General features: G+C 71.6%; 20 protein-coding genes. 6 read left to right on the top strand and 14 right to left on the bottom strand.

Features of this window, described 5'->3' with window-relative positions; translation table 11 throughout:
• Positions 1-220: 220 nt before the first annotated feature.
• Entirely contained in the window at positions 221-1,327 is a 1,107-nt protein-coding gene (locus tag ACIRQF_RS01480; protein WP_404087878.1) for a hypothetical protein, read from the top strand.
• A gap of 5 nt (positions 1,328-1,332) precedes the next feature.
• On the opposite strand, the gene ACIRQF_RS01475 is transcribed toward ACIRQF_RS01480, so the two are convergent.
• The 6 genes from ACIRQF_RS01475 to ACIRQF_RS01450 form a co-directional block, all read right to left on the bottom strand.
• Positions 1,333-2,787 (bottom strand): cytochrome P450, encoded by a 1,455-nt coding sequence (locus ACIRQF_RS01475; RefSeq protein ID WP_382477959.1) that lies wholly within the window; start codon positions 2,785-2,787, stop codon positions 1,333-1,335.
• On the bottom strand, positions 2,784-3,404 hold the full coding sequence (locus tag ACIRQF_RS01470; RefSeq protein WP_376633793.1) for an ATP/GTP-binding protein: 621 nt from the start codon (positions 3,402-3,404) through the stop codon (positions 2,784-2,786). The genes ACIRQF_RS01475 and ACIRQF_RS01470 overlap by 4 nt, the downstream gene beginning before the upstream one ends.
• Positions 3,385-3,741, bottom strand: a complete 357-nt coding sequence (locus ACIRQF_RS01465; RefSeq protein WP_382477961.1) for a DUF742 domain-containing protein — start codon at positions 3,739-3,741, stop codon at positions 3,385-3,387. Before ACIRQF_RS01465 ends, ACIRQF_RS01470 begins: the two co-directional genes overlap by 20 nt.
• Positions 3,738-4,145: a roadblock/LC7 domain-containing protein gene (locus ACIRQF_RS01460; RefSeq protein WP_376633796.1), complete on the bottom strand. Its 408-nt coding sequence runs from the start codon at positions 4,143-4,145 to the stop codon at positions 3,738-3,740. Before ACIRQF_RS01460 ends, ACIRQF_RS01465 begins: the two co-directional genes overlap by 4 nt.
• A 1-nt stretch (position 4,146) precedes the next feature.
• Complete coding sequence (locus ACIRQF_RS01455) at positions 4,147-5,568, bottom strand: sensor histidine kinase (RefSeq protein WP_404087875.1); 1,422 nt, start codon at positions 5,566-5,568, stop codon at positions 4,147-4,149.
• A gap of 883 nt (positions 5,569-6,451) precedes the next feature.
• On the bottom strand, positions 6,452-7,765 hold the full coding sequence (locus ACIRQF_RS01450; protein WP_404087873.1) for an MFS transporter: 1,314 nt from the start codon (positions 7,763-7,765) through the stop codon (positions 6,452-6,454).
• Positions 7,766-7,944: 179 nt separating this feature from the next.
• Between ACIRQF_RS01450 and ACIRQF_RS01445 the strand changes: the two genes are divergently transcribed.
• Entirely contained in the window at positions 7,945-8,592 is a 648-nt protein-coding gene (locus ACIRQF_RS01445) for a helix-turn-helix domain-containing protein (protein ID WP_382477967.1), read from the top strand.
• 128 nt (positions 8,593-8,720) lie between these two features.
• Entirely contained in the window at positions 8,721-9,269 is a 549-nt protein-coding gene (locus ACIRQF_RS01440) for an RICIN domain-containing protein (protein ID WP_404087870.1), read from the top strand.
• A gap of 191 nt (positions 9,270-9,460) precedes the next feature.
• Here ACIRQF_RS01440 and ACIRQF_RS01435 read toward each other — a convergent pair whose 3' ends face one another.
• Positions 9,461-9,898, bottom strand: a complete 438-nt coding sequence (locus ACIRQF_RS01435; RefSeq protein WP_404087868.1) for a VOC family protein — start codon at positions 9,896-9,898, stop codon at positions 9,461-9,463.
• Positions 9,899-9,933: 35 nt separating this feature from the next.
• The gene (locus ACIRQF_RS01430) at positions 9,934-10,416 is read right to left on the bottom strand and encodes a DUF427 domain-containing protein (protein WP_404087866.1); all 483 of its coding nucleotides are present in this window, start codon (positions 10,414-10,416) and stop codon (positions 9,934-9,936) included.
• A gap of 162 nt (positions 10,417-10,578) precedes the next feature.
• Here ACIRQF_RS01430 and ACIRQF_RS01425 point away from each other — a divergent pair, with 162 nt between their 5' ends.
• A complete protein-coding gene (locus tag ACIRQF_RS01425; RefSeq protein ID WP_376633810.1) occupies positions 10,579-11,019 on the top strand; it encodes an SRPBCC family protein in 441 nt (146 codons plus the stop codon).
• 377 nt (positions 11,020-11,396) lie between these two features.
• Here the strand turns inward: ACIRQF_RS01425 and ACIRQF_RS01420 are convergent, their stop codons facing one another.
• On the bottom strand, positions 11,397-12,545 hold the full coding sequence (locus ACIRQF_RS01420) for a S1 family peptidase (protein WP_404087864.1): 1,149 nt from the start codon (positions 12,543-12,545) through the stop codon (positions 11,397-11,399).
• Positions 12,546-13,194: 649 nt separating this feature from the next.
• On the opposite strand from ACIRQF_RS01420, the gene ACIRQF_RS01415 reads away from it, so the two are divergent.
• Positions 13,195-14,031 (top strand): endonuclease I family protein, encoded by an 837-nt coding sequence (locus tag ACIRQF_RS01415; protein ID WP_404087862.1) that lies wholly within the window; start codon positions 13,195-13,197, stop codon positions 14,029-14,031.
• A 79-nt stretch (positions 14,032-14,110) separates the two neighbouring features.
• Here ACIRQF_RS01415 and ACIRQF_RS01410 read toward each other — a convergent pair whose 3' ends face one another.
• From ACIRQF_RS01410 to ACIRQF_RS01390, 5 genes are all read right to left on the bottom strand, one after another.
• Positions 14,111-14,497 (bottom strand): hypothetical protein, encoded by a 387-nt coding sequence (locus ACIRQF_RS01410; protein ID WP_376633815.1) that lies wholly within the window; start codon positions 14,495-14,497, stop codon positions 14,111-14,113.
• A 320-nt stretch (positions 14,498-14,817) separates the two neighbouring features.
• On the bottom strand, positions 14,818-15,741 hold the full coding sequence (locus ACIRQF_RS01405) for a MurR/RpiR family transcriptional regulator (RefSeq protein ID WP_404087860.1): 924 nt from the start codon (positions 15,739-15,741) through the stop codon (positions 14,818-14,820).
• A 308-nt stretch (positions 15,742-16,049) separates the two neighbouring features.
• Positions 16,050-17,324: a ricin-type beta-trefoil lectin domain protein gene (locus ACIRQF_RS01400; RefSeq protein ID WP_404087858.1), complete on the bottom strand. Its 1,275-nt coding sequence runs from the start codon at positions 17,322-17,324 to the stop codon at positions 16,050-16,052.
• A 240-nt stretch (positions 17,325-17,564) separates the two neighbouring features.
• On the bottom strand, positions 17,565-18,215 hold the full coding sequence (locus tag ACIRQF_RS01395; RefSeq protein ID WP_376633820.1) for a DUF4360 domain-containing protein: 651 nt from the start codon (positions 18,213-18,215) through the stop codon (positions 17,565-17,567).
• A gap of 514 nt (positions 18,216-18,729) precedes the next feature.
• Positions 18,730-19,344 (bottom strand): dihydrofolate reductase family protein, encoded by a 615-nt coding sequence (locus ACIRQF_RS01390; protein WP_404087856.1) that lies wholly within the window; start codon positions 19,342-19,344, stop codon positions 18,730-18,732.
• A 350-nt stretch (positions 19,345-19,694) separates the two neighbouring features.
• On the opposite strand from ACIRQF_RS01390, the gene ACIRQF_RS01385 reads away from it, so the two are divergent.
• Positions 19,695-20,630, top strand: a complete 936-nt coding sequence (locus tag ACIRQF_RS01385; protein WP_404087854.1) for a hypothetical protein — start codon at positions 19,695-19,697, stop codon at positions 20,628-20,630.
• Positions 20,631-20,913: the final 283 nt, after the last annotated feature.

Below are 20,913 nucleotides of genomic sequence, written 5' to 3'. Positions count from 1 at the left end.
ACGGTACGCGGCGTGCAGCAGGCCCGGGTGTCACTTTCCGCCGGAGCCTGGGTTGCGGAACGCGCCACGGGGGCAGGTTTGGAGCGTCGCTCTGGGGGGCATTTCCGGCCGTCCATGGCGTGGCGCGGGTACCGTCTGCCCTTGCGTCGAACCGGCAGTCGACTCGGAGGGGACGGAAGAGTCGCGGCCCGCCCTGTACTTCGAGGGAGATGGAGTGACCATGACCACGCATGCCGTCGAGCTCCCAGAACTCTGGATGCCTCATCCTTTGCGGGTGAATCCGCACCTGCCGGGTCTGCGCGCGGAGAGCGAGAGCTGGGCGCGTGAAATGGGCATGGTGAACGGCGACGAAGAGCGGCCGTCGGGCCAGGCGATATGGACCCGGCGTCAGTTTCAGGCCATGACGGTCGACCAGCTCACCGCGTGGACGCTTCCCGACGCATCCGCGGCCGATCTCCGGCTCAATCACCGCTTCAACATCTGGGCTCTGGCGTGGGACGACTACTTCGCCTCGGCCTTCAAACGGACCGGCGACCTCCGGGGTGCGCTGGAATTCACCGCCCGGCTCCACGCCTTCCTGCATCCGGAAGGCGGCGCACCCCTCCCGGAACCGGTGAACGCCGTCGAACGCGGCATCGCCGATCTCCAGCAGCAGTTGTTTCCTCCGCGACTGGCGCACTGGCGCCACGAGTTCAACCGGGCGGTGGCGAGGTACATCGACGCGGGCGTCGAGGAGCTGGCCAACAGCCGTTCCGGTCGCGTTCCCCACCTGATCGACTACGCGCCCTTCCGGCGCGAGAGTTTCGCCGCTCATACCGCCCCCTATTCCGTCGAACTCTCCACCGGGGCACGAATACCCGAGCGAATCCGGGGCGGCCGCGCGATGCGCGGATTACTGGCCGCATTCATGGACGTCATGGGGCTGGCGAACGACATCGCCTCCTACGAAAGGGAGGTGAACGAGGAGCGGGACGTCAACAACCTCGTCGTGGTGATAGCGACGTCGCTGGGCATCTCCCTCCGGGAGGCCGTACCCGCCGCGGTCCATCTGGTGAACACGCGCATGCGTGACTTCGAACAGCTCCGGCGGGACGAGACCCGCCTGTCGGACCGACGGTCCCGCTTGCGGCCCGAGGAGCGGGCCGAGCTGGAGGCGTGGATCGAGGGCGCCTGCAGTTTCCTGTCGGGCCTCTACGCCTGGTACACCGGCGCCCCGCGGTACGTCTCCGCGGACACGATCCCGGAGCAGGGCCACGGAGGGGGCACCGACACCTTCTCGCCGGTACCCCCCGCGGCCGTGGGCCTGGGCGCGGACGCCCAGCCCTGAGGGAACTACCGCCTGAGCAGGAGCCGTCCCAGGCGCGCCCACCACGAGGGCCGGGCGTCCGGCCGCCGGTGGGACTCGGGTGCGGCCCCCGGCGCGGGCACCGGCGGTGCCGCCGTGGAGAAAGCCGGACCGCTCCGCGGCGGCGGGGCCGGGAGGGGAACCGGGCTCTGCTGGTTCCGCGGGGGACGCGCGGCGAACGTGACGGGGAGGGCCGTGAGATGCCGGGCCCAGGTGGACGAGCGCCAGGTGAGTTCCCCCTCGGGGACGCCCAGGGCGATGTCGGGCAGCCGGGTCAGCAGGATGTCGATGCCGGTGTCGGCGATGATGCGGCCGATGTCCTGGCCGGGACACTCGTGGCTGCCGGCACTGAAGGACAGGTGCGCGCGGTTGTGGTGCACCGGCGTCGAGGGATCCGGGCGGATCGCCTTGTCGACGTTGCCCGCGGCCAGACCCAGCAGCAGCATGTCCCCCTCCCGGATGAGCTGCCCCCCGAGGGTCGTGTCCCCCTTGGCGTAGCGGGACGGGCACACCATCAACGGAGGCTCGTCCCAGAGGACCTGCTCGACGGCCTCGGGGAGGGTCATCTGTCCGCCGGCGAGCGACCCGCGGAACCGGGGGTCGGTGACCACCATCCGCAGGACGTTGGACATGAGGTTGGCGGTGGTCTCGTAGCCGGCGAGCAGGATGAGGCGCAGGTGCTGCACGACCTCCTCGTCCGTGAGACCGGCCGGGTGGGCCAGCAGGGCGGAGGCGATGTCCTGGCCCGGGCGCACGTGCTTCGCCCTGACGAGCTGTTCGAGGCTCTCCACCACGATCTCGTTGCTGGCGAGCGAGGTCTCGGTGGCCTTGAAGAGGTCACGCGCGGCGTGCACGAGCCGGGGGGTCTCCTCGTCGGACATGCCGAGCAGATGCGTCAGGGTGAGCATGGGCAGGTGCTCGGTGAACGTGCCGACGAGCTCGGCCTCGCCGCTCTCGCAGAACGAGTCGATCAACTGGTGGGCGAAGCGGTTGATCTGGCGGCGCAGGCCCCTGTGGTCGAACTGGTCCAGCGAGGCGGTCACCGCACTGCGCAGGCGCTGGTGCTCCTCGCCGTCCGCGCAGACGCAGTCCGGACGCCAGCCGATCATGGGCATGAGCGGCGAGGTGGCCGGGTCGATCTCCCCGCTGCTCCAGCCGTGCCAGACCCGGGGATCGCGGGAGAACTGGGTGGAACGCGTCGCCACGTCGCGGTTCTCCAGGTAGCCGAGGACGAGCCAGGCGCGTACGTCGCCGTCGAGCAGGACGGGCGCCACCGGACCATGGGCGGCGCGCAGGTCCTCGTACAGGCCCATGGGGTCCGTCTCGGCGGCGGGGCCGAAGAGCCGGACCGCTCCGGGCCCGCCGCTCACATGGGCCGGGCAGCCCGGCGGGGGGAGCAGTCCGGAGTTCTCCGTGGCGTGTTCGGGGTGCGGCAGGGTCATACGGTCTCCTGGGCGGCGAGGGTGCACAGGTAGACCATCAGCGAGAGCAGGGTGTCGCGGCAGGACGCCCGGTCCCGTGCGTCACAGGTGACGAGGGGGACGGAGTCGCTGAGGGCCAGAGCCGTGCGCAATTCTTCTACGGAGTACTGCGGTGCCTCGGGGAAGGCGTTGACGGCCACGATGAACGGGACGCGCCGGTCCTCGAGGCGGGTGACGACCTCGAAGCAGACCTCGATCCGGCGGGTGTCGACGAGGACCACCGCGCCGAGCGCGCCTTCGAAGATCCCGTTCCACAGGAACCAGAAGCGCTCCTGTCCCGGGGTCCCGAACAGGTAGAGGATCAGCTCGTGGTTGATGCTGATCCGGCCGAAGTCCATGGCGACGGTTGTGGTGTTCTTGCCCGCGGCGCCGGGATTGTGGTCGATCCCGACGCCGGCCTGGGTCATGGTCTCCTCCGTGGTCAGGGGCGGGATCTCGCTGACCGTTCCGACCATGGTCGTCTTGCCGACTCCGAAACCTCCGACGACGACGACCTTGACGCCCCTGGCTCCAGGGGGCAGCAGTACGTCGGTGTCGCGTGGCCCCGGGCGGAATCCTTCAGAGCTTGCGTAGTCCATGAATCACCGCCTCCAACAGGCCGCGGTCGGGACAGGCCGCGACGGGCACGGGTGCGATCGCCTCGACGCGTTCGTCCTCGACGAGCCGGGACAGCAGCGCCGTGACGACGCTGAACGGCAGGCTGAGATAGGCCGAGAGCTCGGCCACCGACAGCGGGTACTCGCACAGGGAGAGGATGGCCGCCTGCTCCGGCTGCATCGAGGGTTCCGGTTCGGATCTCGTCGCGATCAGGGTGACGAGGTCGAAGGCCTTGGCCGAGGATCCGGTGCCGCCGGTGATGACGTAGAGCGGTACGGGAGTGCCCTCGTCCCAAGGGGACTGGTTCTCCGAGGTCACATCGCCTGCCGGACGTCTTCACGAGGCGGGCTGGTCATGTGCCGGCCGATCCGGACCACCAGGGTGCGCATCCGGTCGCCGAGCAGTCCGGCGTCCACCTCCTGGTCGGCCAGTACGGCGAGGTACGCGCCGGGGCCGGCCGCCATCAGGGAGAAGTATCCGCCGTCGGCCTCGATCCCGACCATGCGCGTCGAACCGTCCCCGTGCGGGAACATCTGCGCGATGGCCCTGGCCAGGCTCTGGATCCCGGAGCACGCGGCGGCGATCGCGTCGGCCGTGTCGGGCGCCGTGTTGGCCTGGCCGATGCAGAGGCCGTCCGAGGACAGGACGACGACGTGTCGTACGTGCGGCACGCCGCCCACGAGCTCGTTGAGCATCCAGTCGATGTTGGGCAGTGGCTGCATGTTAGTCGACCTCATCAGACGGCTCGCTGTACGGAGTGGAAGGTTCGGCACCCGACGTCCTGTCCCCGTTGAACGCCTCCCACATCAGCCCCGGCTGGGACGAGCCGGAGGTGCTCCGGGACACCGGGGCGGCGGAGGGCGTGGGACTCGTGCGGACGACCGGTGGCGGGACGGGCGACTCCCGGCGTCGGCGGGGGAGCCCGTTGAGGGTCTTCGCGACCTCGCCGGAGCGCACCGGGGTGTCGCTCACGACCACCGGGGCCGGCCGCGGGCGGACGGGTCCGCCGAGGCCTCTCCGGGCGGGCTCAGGGGTTCTCACCGCGAGTTGCTCCACCGCGGTGATCAGGCGCCGGGGTACGAGGACGACGGCCCGCACGCCTCCGTAGGCGGACGTCCGCAGGTCCACTTCGCAGCCGTGCTCGCGCGCCAGCCTGCTCACGACCGGCAGGCCGAGCTGCGTCACCTCGCCCAGGCCCGCCAGGAAGCGGCCCGACGACGCGTCCGCCATGACGCGCGCGATGCGCTGGCGGACCTCCTCGGTGAGTCCGACCCCGCGGTCCTCGATCTCGATCGCGATGCCGGAGGGCACCTCGACCGCGCTCACCTCCACGGGGGTGTGCGGGGGTGAGAACGTCGTCGCGTTGTCGAGCAGTTCGGCGAGCAGGTGGATCAGCGGTTCGGCTCCCGGACCGATCACCGCCGCCTCCGTCACGGACTGCAGCTTCACGCGTGGGTAGTCCACGATGCGCGACATGGCGCCCCGCAGGACGTCGTAGAGCGGGATGGCCTTCGACCACTGCCGCCCGGGCCGTGCGTCACCCAGGACCGCGATGCTGGCCGCGAGGCGTCCGATGAGCGCGTTGCGGTGGTCGATGTCCTGCAGGCCGCGGGAGAGCACGAGGTCCGTGCCGTGGATGATCTGCATGGCGCGGAGGTCCTTGGCGAGCTGGTGCACGATCGCCTGGACCCGGCGGGCGACGGCCACGAGGGCCCGCTGGGAGGAGTCCCGCGTGCTCTCCTCCGCCTCCACGGCCTCGAGGAGCGTGCGCAGCGCGTTGCGGAGGGCGTCGGCGAACTCGTCGTCGAGATGCACTCCGAAGGAGACGGACTGCAGGATCTCCGATGCCGGGTCACCCTTCTGCAGACGGGCGACGGCGGCGGGAAGGAGCGACTCGGCCAGCCATACGGTGGTGGTGCGCTGGTCGGCCAGGCGTCCGAGCAGCGCCGCCTCGCGCTCCGCGTGGGCCTCCCGCGCCCGGGCCGCCGCCCTGGTGTGCCGGGCGGCTTCCGCCGAGCGCGACAGGCGTACGGTCACCGCCGAGCCGACGGCCGCGAGGGACACCGCGACAGCGCCCCAGCCTGCCAGCGCTGTTCGTATCTGCGCCGACGAGAAGAGCAACCCCATGGCGAGGGCACAGGCCACGACTCCCGGCGGGATGAGCCACACCGGAGCCGTCGCACGGGGCCGGGCTCTGGAGGTTGAACCTGCACGAACCATCAAGGGTGTCCCTAAACAGTCTGGAATGAACGGACTGAACTGGTGCGGCGCGCCAAAGGAACATCATTTCGATCGAATGCGTAAACGCTCTCGAATGCGACCCGCAAAGAGATCACCTTCATGAACGCTCGCCGTGCGGCGCGGCGCAACACATGTGGGGAGCATAGTCAGTTGAGGTTTCGCGTGTGACCTCGACGAAAGGAAGGTTCCCTTCAATCGGTTCGCGCTCGTGAAGTGACGGGTTTCTGTTCTGAAAATGACATCAAGTGATCGAATGTGATCTCGCGGCCTGAGGTGCGAGCGGACGGCGGGGCGGGCCGCGGCCGGGTCCGAGGGATGCCCCGGCCTCGACCATGGTCCCGGACGCGGCCCCGGCGCGTGGCCTCCACGCTGGGGGTGGGCGGCCACGGCACGGGTTTCGCGTGGCCCGCCTCGCCGTCGGCACCGCCCGCCCGTGGCCGACGTTCGGATGTGTTGCCTTCCCTGGCGACAAATCTGTTCGAATCGTCGTCCGGACGAGGGGGAACATCCCCCGCGTGAGCGGTCCTGGAAGTCCGGCGTTGCCCGAGCCGAGGTCATCGTGCGGGCATTCCGCTTACGCGGCCCATGAATTCACTCGAACGAGAATCGAGGAACGCTTGCGGAATTCGTCGGGATTCTCTAGGCGTCCGAGTTTCCGCCGGTCGACGGGTCGGGGGCGGAAACCCACCCGATCGGCGCTCCGCGCGTTCTCGCTGCGCTCCAGCCTGTCCGGAGCCTGCCGTGCCGTCGCCTCGGAGGCGACGGCACAGCAGGCGTGCCGCGGCCTTCAGCCGGTCGTCACCTTGGGTCGCGACACATGGGCGACGAGGAAGAGCAGGACGCCACAGGCGGTGACCAGGATCCAGCCGGGGCGGGACGCGTGGGCGAGCCCCGCCGGGCCGACGCCCGTGACCAGGCCGCCGGCGAGGGCGATGCCGAGGGCGGCGCCGAGTTGCCGTGCGGTCGAGGTGATCGCCCCCGCCACGCCCGCCCGCGCCGGAGGCAGCCCGTTGACGGCGGTGTTGGTGATCGGGGCGTTGGCGAAGCCGAACCCGATGCCGATGAGCGCGTACGCCGCCAGCAGCAGGAGCACGCTCGTGTCCGGGGTGAGCCGGACCAGGCAGAGCCCGCCGGCCGTGACGAAGGCGCCCGCGAGGAGCAACGGCGGCCGCGGTCCCGTGCGGCCCACCAGGCGGCCGGACCACGGGGCGCAGACGGTCGCTCCGACGGCCAGGGGCAGGGTCGCCACGCCGGCGGCCAGTGGCGTCCACGCCCGAGTGTGCTGCAGGTAGAGGGTGTTGAGCAGCAGCGTCATGTTCAGGGCGACGAACACCGCCACCGCGCCCACGACGGCACCGCCGAACACCGGGCGCCCGAAGAGCCGCAGGTCCATCAGCGGTTCGGCTCGGCGGGACTCGACCCGGACGAACGCGGCGGTCGCCGCGGCAGCGCACGCGTATCCCACCAGCGCCGCGGGCGAGGTCCAGCCGATGCGTGGACCTTCGATCAGGACGCCGACCACCGCTGCGAGGGCCAAGGTCAGCAGGGCCTGACCGGGCAGGTCGAGCCGCCGGGCCCGCTGGGCCCGGGACTCCGGCACGAACACCGCACTGAGCAGCAGGGCGGCCGCGACGACGGGTGCGTTGATCCAGAACAGCGCCCGCCAGTCGAGCCCCGCGAGCAGGGCGCCGCCCGTGACGGGCCCCGCGGCCATGCTCAGTCCGAACACCGAGGCCCAGATGCCGATCGCCTGTGCGCGTTCCTTCGGGTCCGGCATCGCGTTGACCACGATCGCGAGCGCCACGGGGCTGAGCATCGAGGCGCCCACTCCCTGCAGGGCGCGGGCCGTGACGAGCACACCCGCCGACGGGGCGAGCGCACAGAGCAGGGAAGCCGCGCCGAACAGGACGAGACCGCACTGGAACACCCGGCGGCGCCCGAAACGGTCCGCCAGGGCGCCGGAGGAGATCAGCAGGGCTGCCAGAACCACGGTGTAGGCGTCCACGATCCATTCGAGACCGCGCGTGCCGACGTCCAGGCCGCGCCCGATGGCCGGCAGGCCCACGTTGACGATGGTGGTGTCGAGTCCCACCAGGAACATGCTCAGGCAGCAGACGGCCAGTACCGTCCAGCGTCTGCGCGCACTCAGTCGGGGTGGAGCAGGGTGTGTCGTCGTCGTGGTCACGTCTACCTCTGATGTCCGGGAACGGTGCCCGGCAAGGCTCGACCCGGACGAGGGGAGCAGCCCATCGTTTTTGCGAACACTGCAAAAATGGATCCATGAACACAGGATCCGGAGATGCGGAGCTGGAGCAGATCCTCGACGGCATCGGGCCGCGGCTGCGCAGACTGCGCAAGGAACGCGGACTCACGCTGGAGGCGCTCGCGGCCACGACGGGCATTTCCGTCAGCACGCTGTCCCGGGTGGAATCGGGCCGTCGGCGCCCGACGCTGGACCTGCTCATCCCGCTGGCGCGGGCGCACCATGTCGCGCTCGACCAACTGGTGGCGGCGCCGGCCAGCGGTGACCCCCGGGTGCACCTCAGGCCCCTGCGCAAGGAGCGGGGGAGCGTGCTCGTGCCCCTGACGCAATACCCGGGCCGCGTACAGGTCTTCAAGCAGGTGCTGGCGCCCCGCGAGCCCGAACTGGTCACCCACGAGGGCTACGAATGGCTCTACGTCCTCGCCGGCCGGCTGCGCCTGGTCCTCGGGGCACGGGAGTTCACGCTGCGACCGGGCGAAGTGGCCGAGTTCGACACCACCGAGCCCCACTGGTTCGGGCCCGCGGACGCGAGCGCCGTGGAGATCCTGCACCTGTTCGGTCCGCGAGGGGACCAGGCCGTCGTCCGCGCCGGACCGGCCGCGGCAGATCCCGCTCCCAGCACCACCCTGCCGAAGGCCCCGGAGCAGCCGTCGGCGACGACATGACCCGCACTTCCCGCGGCTTTCCGGAGCATGTGCCGTGGAGTCCGCCGTTCCGCACATCTGTTCGCATACGCTGCGATCGCACCACCAAGATCGCCTCAGTGGAGGCGAGTTATCCCGAGGGGGCTTCGGTGAAGCGTTTCATCGTGCGCGTGATGTGCACGCTCGGACTGATGGCGGGCGGCCTCGCCGCCGCGACCGCACCGGCCGGGGCGGCGCCGGCCGCCAACTACACGACGGTCACCAACGTGGCCGGTGGCACGTGCCTGGAGATGCCCGGCTGGACCGGCGAGTGGGGCGCGCAGGCCACGGTCTGGGGCTGCAACGACGGTGACAACCAGACCTGGGTCTTCAACAACAAGGGCGGCGGCTTCTTCGAGATCGTGAACCGTTCCTCCGGCCTCTGCCTGGAGCTGCCGGGCCTGCCCCCGGCCACCGCCAACGGCACCGCTGTCGGCCAGTGGCCGTGCAACGGCGGCCGCAACCAGCTCTGGTGGTTCGACCACTGGCGCAACGTCAACGGCAAGTCCACCGCCGAACTCAAGAGCGCCTACACCGGGTGCCTGGAGATCAACGGCTGGCAGGCCGGCACGTGGGGCACCGGAGCCCAGCTGTGGAGCTGCAACAACGGCGACAACCAGCGCTGGGCCTTCGCGTACGACTTCATCTACGCCCACTGACGACCGCGCCCCGCGCCGCAGGCCGTGCCGGAAGCCCTCCGCGAGGGCGCTCGTACCCTCGCGGCGGGCTTCCGGCACGCACCCCGGAAGCGTCGCTCCGTGATGGGCTCATGACGTCATCACTGGCCCCGGGACCCAGCGGGAACCAGGTCGACCCGACCGGCCGGCCGCCACGGAACGCGCCGCCCGGGTCATCCCGGCCGATACGTCCCCACGCTCCACTCGTGGCCCTCCGGGTCGAGGACCCGTGCCCGGCGGGCGCCCCAGTGGGTGTCCTGGGGCTCGATCACGGAGACTCCCCCCGCCGCGATCGCGCGGAAGTACCACTGGTCGACCGCGGACGGCGTCGGCAGGCACAGGTAGAGGCCGCTGCCCGTACTGACGCCGTGGAGCGCGGGCCTGCTGTACGCGTCGTGGGCGCGGGCGACCATCAGGACGACGTCCCCGAACCGCACCTCCGCGTGCGCGAGCGTGCCGTCCTCCGTGTCCTCGCGACGCACGATCCGGAACCCCGCCGCCGAGAGCCAGGCCAGTCCGGCCCCGGTGTCCCGGTAGCTGAGGTATGCGTGCAGATCGGCGACCTGGTCGCCGACGGTCCCGACGTCCTCGACTGCTCGGACCGTGCTCATGGTTGCCTCCTCGTGCCGCCGGTGGGCCGTCCGGCTCACCAGCCCCAGGTGCCGGGGCCGCCCTTGAACGGTCCCTCGATCCCGCTCGTGATCCATCCGCCGTAGAAGTCGCCCTCCTGGGCCGTCACCACCTCGTCCCCGACCGTGCAGCGCACCAGGGACGGGTAGAACGCCAGCCTTCCCCGCAGGGACGCGTACGCGCCGCGGGGCTCCTCGTAGCTCCAGGCGGCCCGGGGGACCACCAGGTCGCCGACGACGACGTGCCAGTACGACGCCGCCCCCTTCCACTCGCAGTGGGACCGGCCGGCTCCGGGGCGCAGGAACTCCGTGCGCACGTCCTGGAGCGGCAGGTAGAAGGTCGGCGGGTGGCTGGTCTCCAGGACCCGCAGGCTCGCTCGGGTGTCCGCCACGATCTCGGTCCCCACCGTGACCGTCAGCCGGCGGGTGTCACGCTCCACGCGCGGGGGCCGCGGGTAGTCCCAGACGGACTCCCGCGATGCCGCCGTCATGTCGTCCATCGGGCGTCCTTCCCCGTGGGTGTGTCGTCCTTCCCCTTGCTTCCGTGGCGGGCCGGTCGGCGGATGCGGGCCGCGTGCATCCGTTGCGGTCCGTCCGGGAGAAGAACGGGCGTCGGAGGCTCGTCCGGAGCCCCGCCGGGCAGGAAGCCGGAGGTCGCTGAAGTGATCATCGTGGAGCGGACCGTCGTCGTCGCCGCACCCCTCGACGGCCTGGTGGCCTATCTGGAGGACTTCTCCCACGCGGAGGAGTGGGACCCGGGAACGGTGCGGTGCGTCCGCGTCGGCGACGGGCCCGTCGGGGTGGGGGCCCGCTGGAGGAACACCTCGCGGTTCCGCGGCCGCGAGACCGAGCTCGTCTACCGGCTGGCGTCCCGTGAGCGCGACCGGCTGGTCTTCGAAGGGGAGAACAAGACCGCCGCCACCACCGACGACATGGCCTTCGTGGCCATGTCGGACGCCGTCACCCGCCTCACCTACCGGGCGAGCCTGCGCTTCAAGGGCCTGGCGCGCCTCGCCTCGCCGTTCCTGCGCGCGGAATTCGACCGGCTCGCGGACGAGACCGCGACGCGCCTGCCGATGGCCGTCTCCGCGCGCTTTCCGTAAGCGGTGGCCTGCCTGGCGCGCCGGTCACCCGAACAACCTCAGGGCTCCGGTGAGGGAGGCCGCCTCCACGATGCGGCGCTGCCTCGCCGACTCCTGCTCCTCGTTCGCGCCACTTCGAGCCCACGGTGCACTTCGCCCCGGGCGCCGGGAGCGGCGGCGTCGACCGCCATACCGCCCGCGGACCCTCGGCGCCGACAGCAGTCGGTCTGTCGGTGGAGGCGCCCTGGCCGCGCCGCCCGGGAGGGCACCGGCTCCTCGTCCGGTGTCCGTCCCTGGAGCGGGACGTGCGAACGGGGCCCTCCGGCGGATCCGCCGGAAGGCCCCTTCCCCGTACCCCGCCGGGGTCCTGTTCCCGACAGGCGGCGCGCTGTCCGCCGTCAGGCCGTGTGCAGCCGCAGGCCGTACCGGCCGAGGATCTCGTTGACCGGCTGGAACCACGTCTGACCGCCGGAGGAGCAGTTGCCCCAGCCGCCGGAGGTGACGCCCTGCGCCTGGTCGCCGCTGAGGAACGAGCCGCCGGAGTCACCGCCCTCGGCGCACACGCTGGTCTTGGTCATCTGGTACACCGCGCCCTGGCTGTAGTTGACCGTCTCGTTCTTGGCCAGGACGGTGCCGCAGTGCCAGTGCGTGGTGGAGCCCGAGCGGCAGATCGACGCGCCCACCGGGGCCTCGGCCGAGCCCCGTACCAGCTGGTCGGGGACGGTGCCCCACCCGAGCACCACGGGCACGGTCCACCAGCCGCTGTGGATCGAGACGTACGCGTAGTCGTCGCCGGGGAACGTCGAGCCCTGGAACGTGCCCATCGCGGACCCGTCCCAGCCGCGCACCGCCGCTCCGGCCTGCGCGCAGTGACCGGCCGTCACGAAGCCGCCGTACACGGAGAAGCCGATCGAACAGCGGACGTTGCCGGTGTAGTACGGGTCTCCGCCGACGGTGCCGGCGGCGTAGGTGCGGGGTGCCTCGGCCGTCTCGGCGACGGTGACGAGGCCGCCGGCCCGGGCCCGGTCGACGAAGGACCGTACGGCAGGGGTCTGCCGCTGGGCACGGACGACATCGACCACGACGCTGTTGCTCCTGGGGTCCACGTGCCAGCCGGCCACTCCGGCGGGCGCGTGGAGCGTGTCCAGGCGGGCCTTGGCGCGGTCCAGCGCGGCGGCGCTGTGCCGGACCAGTCGGGTGTCGGCGCCCAGCGCCCGCACCCCGGCCTCCGCGGCGCGGTCGGTCACGGCGACGACGAGCCGGCCGGTCGCCGGATCGAACCACGAGCCGCCGTACGCGGCGCCCGTGCGCTGCCGGGCGGTCTTCTCTACCTCGACGGCGGACTTCTCGGCGCGCAGCCGCTCCTCGGCCTGCGCCGCGGTGAGCCCGAGGTCCTGCCGCATGGCGTCGAGCAGTCCGGCCGACGCGGACGGGCGCGCGGGTTCCGGAAGCGGAGCGGCGCTCGCCACGCCGGCGTGGGCGGCGCCCAGACCGACCGTCAGAAGCAGGGCGGCGACGGCGGCGCGCAGGGCGGTGGTGCGTTTCACGGGGCCTCCTGGTGTGGGGGAGCCAAACGCTGAGAGCGCTCTCAGCGAGCGTCGGCGTCACGTTATCGGGCGCATACTTGTCAGGTCCATACCAGATTTCGGCCGTCGGGCGGCGGGCCCCGCCCGTCCGTTCCCGGGCACGGCGAAGCCCCCGGAGCACGGGCCGGCCGCTCTCCGGGCTCCCGCGGTCGCTACCGCGCGGCTCCGGGCTTCGTCCTACGCCTGCTCGGACGCGTGCAGCGCGGCCACCTCCTCGGAGGAAAGCGCCTTGTCGACGGCGTGCGACCTGGTCGATCGAGCCCTTCCGGAAGTCGACGTTCCCGCCACCCACTGCGCGCGGCCGACCGCGAGCGGACCGGTGTTCACGTCCGCCGGCCCCGGGTCCGCCACCGCGACCAGGACGCCGTCGACGTACCTTCCGCCCCCCCCGGGGTGTGACGGGTGGTCACCCGGCCCCCGGAGTGTGACGGGTGGTCACCCTTTCACGGTGTCGGCACGGGATGGGTGCAGCGTGTCCATGTCTGCCTGCACGGAACATGCCAAGCTCGGTGACCCGAAAGCCCGAACCACCCGCCGGTGCAGGCCTGTCGGGCGCCGAGCGATGCCGTACGCCCGTGCCTGCCGAGAGGGAGAGGACACCCCCCACATCATGTCCGCTCACCGCAAACGCCGCCGTTGGCGGCAGCCCGCCCTGGCCCTGGCCGCCGTCGCCACGCTCGCCGTCCCCGGAGCCGCCTTCGCCTCGGGCGGCCCGCAGTCGGCCGGGCCGTCCGACCCGCCGGGCCGGGCTGTCGCGCCGCTGGACGACGCGTACTGGGACGGAGCGCTCGGCAAGTCCGGCGCCGAGCTCAGGTCCGCCGTGCACACGATCATCAGCGACCAGACCGTACTGTCGTACGACGCGGTCTGGGACGCGCTGAAGACCACGGACGAGGACCCGGAGAACCCGGCGAACGTCATCCTGCTCTACTCGGGCCGCTCCCAGGCGAAGGGGTCCAACGGCGGCGGTGCCGACGACTGGAACAGGGAGCACGTCTGGGCGAAGTCCCACGGCGACTTCGGCACGGCGAACGGCCCGGGAACCGACCTCCACCACCTGCGGCCCGAGGACGTGTCCGTCAACGCGGCCCGCGGCAACCTCGACTTCGACGAGGGCGGCGACCCCGTCGACGAGGCCCCGGGCAGCTCGGCCGACGCCGACTCGTTCGAGCCCCGTGACGCGGTGAAGGGCGACGTCGCCCGGATGATCCTGTACATGGGCGTCCGCTACGACGGTGGCGACGGCTTCCCCGACCTCGAACCGAACGACCGGGTCGGCAACGGCTCCGCACCGTCCCTGGGCCGTCTGACGGTGCTGAAGCGGTGGCACGAACAGGACCCGCCGGACGCGTTCGAGAAGGCGCGCAACGACCGGATCCACGGCATCCAGAAGAACCGCAACCCCTTCGTGGACCACCCGGAATGGGTGAACGAGATCTGGCCGTAGCCGTTCCGCACTCGTCCCTCGCCCCGTGCCCCCGGTCCGCTCGGTACGGGCCGGGGGCACGCCCTGAACTCCGGGGCGGTCAGTATCTGGGCCGGCCCGGAGCGCGCCCGAGGAGGGCCTCGGAGACGAGGCGCACACCTCGGGAGAGCCGGCCGAGCTGTTCGAGTTCCATGGCGTACATCCGGATGCTGTTCTCTATGAGCGTCTCGGACACACCGATCGCCGGAAGCTCGACGCGACTGGTCTGCAGGGCCGCGCGCACCGCGCGCATCTCGTGCTGCAGCTGGAGCTGCACATGGCGGACGAGGAGCGCGGGATGACGCGTGAGCGTCACGTAGCTGCCGTAGCGCGCCGGGAGCAAGTCCCTCAGCCACCGTTTGGCGCTGCGTTCCCAGTCGTGCGTGCCGGGGGGCTTGACCTGGAGGGGCCAGTCGGGACTGCGCGTGAGGGCGGCGGTCTGGGGCATGCTCGTCACTTCCGAGGGGTGGAGAAGCTCTGATCGAAGTCGGGGCGCGGCGGCCTCGGTGAAGGGGGTGACCGAGGCCGCCGCGGCGTCCGGGCGATTCGAGAACCGTGCCCATCACCCGGGTGCGCCGAGGAGGAGTGGCGCACCGGGTGGCTGTTCGAAGAGGACGTGGGGTTGCCCTCCTGGCATCTGAGGCCGGAACGCCGCCGTCAGTAAACATATATACCGTCGAGTAAGCAAGGGTATGAAAAATTTCATACAAGCCTCGCCCTTGAATAACTTTCTTCAGCGGCTGGGTTCGAGCGGCCCGCCGGAGCAGGCTAGAAGAAGAATCCGTGCTGGTCAGCGGCCTGCTCGTACTGTTCGAGGCGCGCCTGGGTCCGCTCGGGATCCGCGTCGGCCATGGCCTGGATCAAGGCGGCGGAGAGCATGCCGGGGGCGGTGTACGAGTCGAACACGAGCCGAGCCCCCGTGCCGGCCGTCAGCACCACGTCGGCGTCCTCGGTCACGGGACCGACAGAGGGGTCGGTGATCAGCAGCACGCGCAGACCGGCGCTCCGGGCGGCTCGCAGCGCTCCAAGGGTCTCGTGGGCGTGCCGGGGCATCGCGAAGGCCAGGACCCAAGTGCCCCCTGCCGCCCGGGCCTGGAGCAGGGCGTCGTACGCCACGCTGCCTCCATGGCTCACCACGCGCACGTCGGGATGGATGCGGCGGGCGGCGTACGCGAAGTACTCGGCCAGGGAGCCGGAGATGCGCAGGCCCAGGACGGTCAGTGGGACCGAGTGGGCCAGGTCGTGACCGATGCCCGAGATCAGGTCGGTGTCGGCGAGGAGTCGGCGCACGCTCTGCAGGTTGGCGATCTCGGCGTCGACCGCGCCTTGGAGCTCGTTGTGCCGCTTCTGCGTGCGGACCTCGGGCGCGACCGCGCCCGCGACCGCGCTCAGGGCGATCGGCTGGAGCGCCTCTCTGAGGGCGGGATAGCCGGTGAATCCGAGAGAAACGGAGAAACGCGTCACCGACGGGCGGCTGACGCCCACCCGATCGGCCAGCTCCGTGATGGAGAGGAACGCCGCCTCGGTCAGGTGGTCGACCAGGTACTGGGCGATCCGTCGTTGCCCGGGCGAGAGCCGCCGTCCGTCGAAGAGGGCGAGCAATCGCTCCGCCGGCGTCGCCTGTGGCTCCGGCGGGCCTTCTGTCCGCACGATCGCGGCCGCCTTCGCGCGTGCCTGCCGCCCCGATGGCACCGAGGGACCTCCGTCTCACGTCACTGGCGCCCAACATAGCTCACGTTCCGTAGGCGGATGATCGACGTTCCGGCGACGGGTGACCGGTGGAGGGTCCCGGGGGCGAGGCCGTGGCCAGTGTGAGAGCCGAGCCCGAACACGCCGCCCGCGACGGCCACTTCGGTGACCGCCGCGGGAGGGAGAGCAGCTGCAGTGAGTGTGCGAGTGTGCGGGTGGGCGAGTGGTGCGGGGCAGCTGCAGCGAGTGTGCGCGTGGGCGAGTGGTGCGGGCGGAGGCGGTAGCGGGTCGAAGCGGGAGGCGGGGTCCGGTCAGCCGACCGTCCACTTCTGGTTCGCGCCGCCGCCGCAGGTCCACAGCTGGAGCCGCGTACCGTTGGCCGAGCTGTTGCCCGTCGCGTCCAGGCACTTGTTCGCCTGGATGTTCACGATGTCCCGGGCTCCGCTGACGGCCCACCGCTGGGCGCCGGTCCCGTTGCAGTCCCACAGCTGTACGAGGGTGCCGTCCGCCGTGCCTCCGGACGCCGCGTCGAGGCACTTGCCGAGGGCGCGGATCGTGCCGTCCGAGCCGACCGTCCACTGCTGGGCGGCGGTTCCGTTGCAGTCGTAGAGCTGGATCGGCGTGCCGTTGGCCGTGTTCGCCGCGGCGACGTCCACGCACTTCCCCCCGATGCCCGTGATCCGGCCGCCTGAGCCGGGGTCGGCCCCGGTGGTGACGCGGACGTGGTCCACGACGAGTTGCTGCGGGAAGGCGGTCGAGCCGTCCGGGTCGCCGGGCCAGTAGCCGCCGACGGCCAGGTTGAGGATCAGGAAGAACGGCTTGTTGAACACCCAGCTGCGGCCGCCCAGATCGGCGGGCGTACGGGTCTGGTAGACGGCGCCGTCCACGGACCAGGTGATCCGGTCGGGCGCCCAGTCGACGGCGAAGGTGTGGAACGCGTCGGCGAACGCCTGCCCGCCGGGCAGCGTGTAGCCGGCACCGATGCCACCGGAACCCGAGTAGCCGGGGCCGTGCAGGGTGCCGTGGACCGTGGACGGCTCGAAGCCCACGTTCTCCATGACGTCGATCTCGCCCGAGTTGGGCCATCCGACCTGGCCGATGTCGTTGCCGAGCATCCAGAACGCCGGCCACATGCCCTGGCCGCGCGGCACCTTCATCCGCGCCTCGACCCGGCCGTACTGTGCGGTGAACTTGCCGGAGGTGTTCAGGCGGGCCGAGGTGTACTCGCAACGCCCGTACCAGCACTGGTAGTTGCCGGGATTCTCGCGGCGCGCCGTGATGACCAGGTGGCCCTGGCCGTCGAGGGCGGCGTTGGCGGCTCCGGCGGTGTAGTACTGCCGCTCGTGGTTGTTGACGTTGTCGCCCGTCTCGATCTGCCAGCGGCCGGCGTTGACGGCGGAGCCGGCGGGGCCGTCGAAGTCCTCGTTGAAGGTGACCGCGGCGGCCTGGGCCGCGGGGGCGACGCGGGTGTCGACCGCGTCGGCCGGTCCGGGCGCGATGGCGGCCATGCCGAGCAGCAGGGCGGCGCCGGCGAAGGCGGAGAGGGCCTTGCGGAGCCGGCGGCGGGGTGGGCGGGAGGAGTGCATGCTCTCTCTTCCGTCGGGGTGTGGGGGAGGGGGGCCTTTCCCGGAGTCCGGGCCAATCGGTCATGCCCATGACATTTCAAGCGGGACGGGGAAGGCCCGACTGATTTATTGCCTTCATGATTTAAGAAGTAAGTTAAGGGTCCGTCAAGGGTCGGCGAGCACGCGTCCTGCCCGGGCGGGAATGCTGCCCGGGCAAGGACCCCCGGCCCGCCTCGGGGGAGGGGGCCGGGGGTGCGGGACTCACCGCCCGGGGCACTCCTTCCATGCGAGGTGGTAGATCGTGCTGATGTCGCCGTCGGTGGAGTCCATGGTCATGTAGCTGGTCTGGGCCGGGTTCGAGGTGCCGGCGTTGACGCGCAGCTCGGTGTTGATGTTGAAGTTCCGCTGCACTCCGCACGGGGCCCAGACGAGCTGAGCCCAGTCGGTCTCGTCGGTGGTCTGCCAGTTGTCCTCGTGGGGGCCGCGGAAGGCGTGCGTCCGTGAGGCGGTGCTCGGCGAGCCCTGGAAGTAGTACGACGCCTTCTCGGTGCTGCTCGCGCCGGGCCGGAGCGAGGCGTACCCGCGGTAGTCGGCGCTGGCCACGGCGTAGGTGAAGCCCTGGGGAACGTGCACCACGAGACTGAGCTGACAGTTCTTGCGGGCGGCCGTGGGCGCGGAGTTGCCGCCCACCTGCGCCAGGTACTCGCTGTAGGTGACGGTGAAGGCGGTGTTGTCCTCGGAGACGGCGATGGCGGCGGTGCCCTGGGGGCAGCCGGAGCCGTTCACGGTGGCGATGTCGATGACGATCCGGTCAGGGGGCGGGTCGACGATCGACGACGGGCCCGCGTGCGCGGGCAGGGCCGAGGCGAACAGCGCAGCGGTCGCTGCGCCGACCAGCAGGGGGACTCTCATGTTCTTTCTCCCATCCAGAGCTTCGATGCCGGGCGGGGCGCGGGCGCACGGTGGCGCCCGGTGGAGAGACGGTCTGCCTGCCGCCGGTGCGGGCGCCTCTCACGGAACCTGATGCGGCGGATCACGGCAGGGACGGATCGCTGTGCCGGCGGACCGCGGGGCTGACGGATCGCGGTACGAACCGCTCGTTGTGCTGGGATCGCGGTGCCGGTCTTGCAGAAGGGTCGGGCGGAAGGGTGGTGCAGCCGGCAACAGTTGAAGCATCATGGGCATGCCAAGCCTTGTGCCGACGTGCCCCCGCCAGTGCGGGCGGGGGTGCTGGAATGCTAGGAGCCTGGACGCCGCAGGGCAGGGTGGTGCCCGGCCAACAATCGCCTCGTGGGAAGCCCCGTTCTGGCTCGGATGCAACGGGTGGCGCCTCCGGCGCCCCGCCTCCACCACACGCCTCGCCCGTCACGGCAAGGGACGCCGCTCCCGGGCCGGACGCGGCCGGACCGGTTCCTCTGCCGCGCCCTCAGAGGACGTCGTACGTCAGGTGCGTCACGGTCGATGTCGCGATCACGCTCCGCTGCGCCAGCGTCCGGGGCGCTCCACTCGTGAACAGCGGTGTCCCGGAGCCCAGCACGACGGGGGCAAGATGCAGCGTCAGCACGTCGACGAGCCCGGCCGCCAGGGCGGAGCCGATCGTGGCGCCACCCCCCATGAGGACGACGTCGAGCTCCCTGGCCGAGGCCGCCGACGCCGCCTCGGCGCGCTCGCGCGCGACGGCCACGGCGTCCCTCAGGCCGGTGGTGACGAAGGTCCAGTCCAGCTCGGTCAGACGAATCGTCTCCGGCGGCGTCCTCGTCACGACCACGAACGCGGGTCTGCCGACTTCTCCGGCCCCGTAACCGGTCGTGTCGTCCCAGCCGTTCGGCCCGTCGACCACGTCGAAGAGACGGCGCCCGAGGACGACGGCGCCGGAGCGGGCGGTCCCCTCCGCCAGGAGCCGCCGGTCGTCGGGGTCGTCGGAGAACGCCCAGGTGTGCAGGGCGTCCCCGCCGGTGCCCAGGCCGGTCTCGGGCCCTGGATCGGGCCCGGTGACGAATCCGTCCAGGGAGATCGAGATGTCGGCGACGACGCGCGTCATGCGGTCACCGCCCCGCCCCGACGCCCGGGGCCTTCACCCCGCTCGTCGCCGTCCGCCGGCACCGGCGGCTCGCCTGTCGGCCGTCGGTGCGGGCGCGGGGTACAGGTGTGCATCGGGAGGGATGAGTCCATGCCCTCACAACGACAGCCGGGCCGCGGGGACACCGCGCCCCCTGATCCTCGGAGGCGCGAGCCGGGCGCCCGGCCGTGCGACGGCGAGCCCCCGAGTCCCGGGCATTGGAGTGGTCCGTGGGCGGGTGAGCGGCGTGGTCCGCGTCACGGCCGGTGCCGTTTCCTATGGTCGGCGGAGGCGCGGCGGCGGGCCGGCCGGTCCGATGCGGTGGGTGAGTCATGGAACGTACGACAATCGGTCTTCGCGCGGCGACCTCACCGCCCCCCGGAGGGTCGGCGGTACGCCGATGGGCCCGTCGGCTGGCCGCGGCGGCAGGCCTCGTGGCCCTGTGCGCGCTGCCGGTCGGGGCGGCGGGCGCGACGGACGCAGAGCCCGGACGGCCGCAGGCCACCGCGCCCCTCTATGTGTCCGACTACGGCAACAACCGGGTGGTCGTGCTGCCCACGGGTGACGGCGACCAGGCCACGGTGCCCTTCGAAGGACTCGTACGGCCGACCGGCATGGCGTGGGACGCGGACGGGCGCCTCTATGTCTCGGACACGGGCAACAACCGGGTCGTGGTCCTGGCCGCGGACGGCGGGAGCCAGTCCACCGTCCCCACCGACGGGCTCTCGCGCCCCCTGGGACTCGCCGTCGGCCGGGGCGGGGACCTGTTCGTCGCCGACAGCTTCAACGACAGGGTCGTGAGGATCTCCGCCGCCGGCGGGCAGGCGACGGTCCCCACCACGGGGCTGCTGCACCCGTGGGGACTCGCCCTCGACGTCGCCGGGAACCTCTACGTCTCCGATTTCGTGAACGACCGGGTGGTCAGAGTGGCCGCCGACGGGAGCGGTCAGTCCACCGTGCCCACCGTCGGTCTCTCCCAGCCCACGGGCCTCGCCCTGAACACCGCCGGTGACCTGTACATCGCCGACAGCGGCAACAACCGCGTGGTCAAGGTGGCCGCTGACGGAGGGCGTCAGACGACGGTGCCCACCGACGACCTCTCCGATCCGCTGGGTCTCGCGCTCGACGGCTGCGGCAGCCTTTACATCGCCGACGGCTTCCACAACCGGGTGGTACGGGTCCGGGAGACGGGCGGCGGCCAGACCGTCGTGCCGTCGACCGGCCTCAACACCCCGACGGGTCTCGCGTTCCCCCCGGTACGGCGGTAAGCCGGACCTCCCGAGGCCTGCGGGCGGGGTAGGAGCCGATGCCCCTGCGGGGAGAGCGGCGGAGGGGCCCACACCCTGGTGGGTGTGGGCCCCTCCACATGCCGCCGCACTCGCGGTCGGGGGAGGCCACGAGGCGGGCGGGGTGAGCGGTCCCAGTCGCTCATCGCCCACCTGCCCCCGATTCCACCGGCTACACCACGCAAATCTTTCTACACTTATGTCTGAGATGACTGTTTTATCCGACTGAAGAGGCCCCACCCCTCCAGGTGGGGCACGGCCCCGA

The organism is Streptomyces sp. NPDC101191, from assembly GCF_044767915.1.
Taxonomy (GTDB): Bacteria; Actinomycetota; Actinomycetes; order Streptomycetales; family Streptomycetaceae; genus Streptomyces.
The sequence above is the reverse complement of the archived record's forward strand: the minus strand, read 5'-3'. Positions and strand labels throughout refer to the sequence as shown.

What these genes read in the sequence shown, in the direction of transcription:
- ACIRQF_RS01480 (WP_404087878.1), top strand. Translation starts at nt 221, where the DNA reads ATGACCACGCATGCCGTCGAGCTCCCAGAACTCTGGATGCCTCATCCT.
- ACIRQF_RS01475 (WP_382477959.1), bottom strand. Translation starts at nt 2,787, where the DNA reads ATGACCCTGCCGCACCCCGAACACGCCACGGAGAACTCCGGACTGCTC.
- ACIRQF_RS01470 (WP_376633793.1), bottom strand. Translation starts at nt 3,404, where the DNA reads ATGGACTACGCAAGCTCTGAAGGATTCCGCCCGGGGCCACGCGACACC.
- ACIRQF_RS01460 (WP_376633796.1), bottom strand. Translation starts at nt 4,145, where the DNA reads ATGCAGCCACTGCCCAACATCGACTGGATGCTCAACGAGCTCGTGGGC.
- ACIRQF_RS01450 (WP_404087873.1), bottom strand. Translation starts at nt 7,765, where the DNA reads ATGTTCCTGGTGGGACTCGACACCACCATCGTCAACGTGGGCCTGCCG.
- ACIRQF_RS01445 (WP_382477967.1), top strand. Translation starts at nt 7,945, where the DNA reads ATGAACACAGGATCCGGAGATGCGGAGCTGGAGCAGATCCTCGACGGC.
- ACIRQF_RS01435 (WP_404087868.1), bottom strand. Translation starts at nt 9,898, where the DNA reads ATGAGCACGGTCCGAGCAGTCGAGGACGTCGGGACCGTCGGCGACCAG.
- ACIRQF_RS01430 (WP_404087866.1), bottom strand. Translation starts at nt 10,416, where the DNA reads ATGGACGACATGACGGCGGCATCGCGGGAGTCCGTCTGGGACTACCCG.
- ACIRQF_RS01415 (WP_404087862.1), top strand. Translation starts at nt 13,195, where the DNA reads ATGTCCGCTCACCGCAAACGCCGCCGTTGGCGGCAGCCCGCCCTGGCC.
- ACIRQF_RS01410 (WP_376633815.1), bottom strand. Translation starts at nt 14,497, where the DNA reads ATGCCCCAGACCGCCGCCCTCACGCGCAGTCCCGACTGGCCCCTCCAG.
- ACIRQF_RS01400 (WP_404087858.1), bottom strand. Translation starts at nt 17,324, where the DNA reads ATGCACTCCTCCCGCCCACCCCGCCGCCGGCTCCGCAAGGCCCTCTCC.
- ACIRQF_RS01395 (WP_376633820.1), bottom strand. Translation starts at nt 18,215, where the DNA reads ATGAGAGTCCCCCTGCTGGTCGGCGCAGCGACCGCTGCGCTGTTCGCC.
- ACIRQF_RS01390 (WP_404087856.1), bottom strand. Translation starts at nt 19,344, where the DNA reads ATGACGCGCGTCGTCGCCGACATCTCGATCTCCCTGGACGGATTCGTC.
- ACIRQF_RS01385 (WP_404087854.1), top strand. Translation starts at nt 19,695, where the DNA reads ATGGAACGTACGACAATCGGTCTTCGCGCGGCGACCTCACCGCCCCCC.